This window comes from Streptomyces cahuitamycinicus (assembly GCF_002891435.1).
Taxonomy (GTDB): Bacteria; Actinomycetota; Actinomycetes; order Streptomycetales; family Streptomycetaceae; genus Streptomyces; species Streptomyces cahuitamycinicus.
The window spans coordinates 1-2,740 of sequence record NZ_POUC01000693.1 but is presented as its reverse complement, the minus strand read 5'-3'; the positions used below and the strand labels follow the sequence as shown (position 1 = coordinate 2,740).

4 protein-coding genes and 1 pseudogene are annotated in these 2,740 nt (G+C 66.0%); 3 read left to right on the top strand and 2 right to left on the bottom strand.

Features of this window, described 5'->3' with window-relative positions; genetic code table 11:
- On the top strand, positions 1 to 240 hold a 240-nt coding region (locus C1J00_RS41730; RefSeq protein ID WP_146046377.1), incomplete at its 5' end, for a transposase family protein.
- Positions 241 to 491: 251 nt separating this feature from the next.
- Here C1J00_RS41730 and C1J00_RS41725 read toward each other — a convergent pair.
- Positions 492 to 1,511 carry a rod shape-determining protein gene (locus C1J00_RS41725; protein WP_102914019.1) on the bottom strand — a complete coding sequence of 340 codons (1,020 nt, stop codon included), beginning with the start codon at positions 1,509 to 1,511 and terminating at the stop codon, positions 492 to 494.
- 288 nt (positions 1,512 to 1,799) lie between these two features.
- Here C1J00_RS41725 and C1J00_RS48655 point away from each other — a divergent pair, with 288 nt between their 5' ends.
- Complete coding sequence (locus C1J00_RS48655) at positions 1,800 to 1,967, top strand: Ku protein (RefSeq protein WP_342751808.1); 168 nt, start codon at positions 1,800 to 1,802, stop codon at positions 1,965 to 1,967.
- Complete coding sequence (locus C1J00_RS48650) at positions 1,913 to 2,242, top strand: Ku family protein (RefSeq protein WP_342751809.1); 330 nt, start codon at positions 1,913 to 1,915, stop codon at positions 2,240 to 2,242. Before C1J00_RS48655 ends, C1J00_RS48650 begins: the two co-directional genes overlap by 55 nt.
- On the opposite strand, the pseudogene C1J00_RS41715 reads toward C1J00_RS48650, so the two are convergent.
- Positions 2,238 to 2,563, bottom strand: a pseudogene (locus C1J00_RS41715) (helix-turn-helix domain-containing protein); the annotation flags it as partial. The gene C1J00_RS48650 and the pseudogene C1J00_RS41715 sit on opposite strands and share 5 nt — an antisense overlap.
- Positions 2,564 to 2,740: the final 177 nt, after the last annotated feature.

Sequence of the window (2,740 nt, the reverse complement as noted above, 5' to 3'; positions counted from 1 at the left end):
GACCGCGCCTACCAGGGCGCCGGCGCCACATTTCGAACCCCCTACTACCACCACAGCGAACAACCCGAGCACTACCAGCAGTTCAACCGCGACCACGCCCGTCTCCGAGCACCCGGCGAACGCGCCTCCGCTCAGCTGAAGTCCTGGCGACTGCTCCGCCGGACCAGATGCTCCACCCGCCGTATCGGCACCATCGTCCAGGCCGTCCACACACTGCTGACCTACAGCTATTCAGGATGAAAGAGGTTCACTGTGACCGGCAAGGCGAACGGTCCACAGGCGTCCGGGGCGGCGAGACGCGGAGCTTTCGGGGTGTGCAGCCAAGACTGAATGTCCTTGTGTTTCCGATTGTAAAAGGGCGCGCACGCAGGTCGCGCGCCGAGGAGACTTACCCCCAAGAGAGCAGAAGCTACGTTGTCCATACCCCGCTCGCGTGTTCCCCTCCCATGCGGGCGGGCGAGGGAGTCCAACGACGGAGTCGAAGTGTCGCCTCATCTTCGGGGCTGGGCGTCCAGCACCTGCTGCAACGCCTCGAACTCCTCGACGCACTTGCCGGAGCCCAGCGCCACGCTGTCCAGCGGATCCTCGGCGATGTGGACCGGCATGCCCGTCTCGCGGCGCAGCCGCTCGTCCAGGCCGCGCAGCAGCGCTCCGCCGCCGGTCAGAACGATTCCTCGGTCCATGATGTCGCCGGACAGCTCCGGCGGGCACTTGTCGAGGGTCGTCTTGACGGCGTCGACGATGGCGTTGACCGGCTCCTCGATCGCCTTGCGCACTTCGGCCGCGGAGATGACGACGGTCTTCGGCTGCCCGGAGACCAGGTCCTGGCCGCGCATTTCGGTGTGCTCGTCGGATTCCAGGTCGCACGCCGAACCGATCGTGATTTTGACCTGCTCGGCCGTGCGCTCACCCAGCAGGAGGGAGTACTCCTTCTTGACGTGCTGGACGATCGCGTTGTCCAGCTCGTCGCCCGCGACACGGATGGACTGGGCGATGACGATGCCACCGCAGGAAATGACCGCCACGTCCGTGGTGCCGCCGCCGATGTCGACCACCATGTTGCCCGTGGCCTCGTGGACCGGCAGGCCGGAGCCGATAGCTGCGGCCATCGGCTCCTCGATGACGTGCACCTGACGGGCGCCGGCCTGGGACGACGCCTCGATGACGGCACGGCGCTCGACGCCCGTGATGCCCGAGGGCACACAGACCACGACCCGCGGACGAGCCAGATGCCGCCGCTTGTGGATCTTCAGAATGAAGTAACGGAGCATCCGCTCGGTGATCTCGAAGTCAGCAATCACACCGTCCTTCAGCGGACGAACGACAACAATGTTGCCGGGCGTACGCCCGATCATCTTCTTCGCTCCCGTGCCGACCGCGAGGATGCCACCGGTGTCGGTGTTGACCGCGACAACGGACGGCTCGTTGAGTACGATCCCACAACCCCTGACGTACACCAGCGTGTTGGCGGTCCCAAGATCGACAGCCAAGTCACGCCCCATGAACGACATTGATTTCCCCATCAGGACTCGTCTGCCCTTCCCACGATTTCTGCAGGGCCCTTCAGTCGGCGAGGCGGATGCTGCTCCACATAAGGACCGGGCGGTGAGGTCCCAGGGCGCGTCGCTGCCTTGAGCTGGCTCTTCTCCGCTGCACTCCATCACCGGACCGTATCGGCGTGCCCGCCACGGTGAGCCGCTGCCACGCCGCGACGGCGAAGGCGATCGAGAAAGATCGGTGAGGGCTACTACTTGGCGCCGAGTGGGCAGGTCGCCGCGAAGCCGTACAAGTGGCTGCGCATGGCGCTGGACCGGAGCAGCAAGGTGGCCGTCGCGAAGTACGCCTGGTCCGGCCGCGAGCGCCTCGGGCTGCTCCGGGTCCGCGAGAACGCCATCGTTTTGCACGCGATGCGTTGGCCGGATGGATCAGGTCTCCGGAGGAACTGCTGCCCCCGCCCATCGAGCTGAGCGACGAGGAGATCGACGGCGCGCTCGCGCTCATGGACACCATGACCCGCGAGGATCTCGAAGGTGAGGAGTTCCAGGACACCTACACCGAGGCCCTCGCCCAGATCATCGAGGCCAAGCGGGAGCACCGCGAGCTGCCGGAGCTCCAGGAGCCGGAGTCGGAGCCGGGGCAGATCCTGCTGGCCGCCCTGAACGAGTCCGTACAGCAGGCCCGGCCTCCCGTGGCGAGGACGCCGACGTGCACGAGCTGCCGAACGCGCCCGGTTCACTGTTAAGCCCGAGTTGGGCCAGGTGCCTGCTGACGGTGCGAGGGCTGATCGAGGTGCCCTGGCTGGTGAGTTCGAACGCGATCCTGGCTGCGGACCACTTTCGGGTACGACGCAGCTCCTCAATCCGTGCGACCACGTCAGCCCGAGTCGCTGTCGGCTGACGGTGAGGGGCGGAGGATCGGTCGTGCAGGCCCAGGGGCCATAGCGGCGATAGCGGTTCACCCACTTCGATGCGCAAGCCCGAGAAATACCCATCACGGCGGCGACATGCGCGATCAGACGATTCCTGCAGCGCTGCACGAAACCAACCACTACGCTCAACACCAGCCCCGACCGGCGGCTGGAGTCAACGCATAGAGCCTCCACCGATCCCGGAGGGGCCTTGTCCCCGGATGTTGAACACGTCTATGCCGCTTGGGCCAGGGTAGTTGATGTTGGTTGGAGGGTGTTCTCGAAGGCGATCGGAGACCGCTGACCGAGGCGGGAGTGTCGGCGTCGGGTGTT

What these genes read in the sequence shown, in the direction of transcription:
- C1J00_RS41725 (WP_102914019.1), bottom strand. Translation starts at nt 1,511, where the DNA reads ATGTCGTTCATGGGGCGTGACTTGGCTGTCGATCTTGGGACCGCCAAC.
- C1J00_RS48655 (WP_342751808.1), top strand. Translation starts at nt 1,800, where the DNA reads ATGGCGCTGGACCGGAGCAGCAAGGTGGCCGTCGCGAAGTACGCCTGG.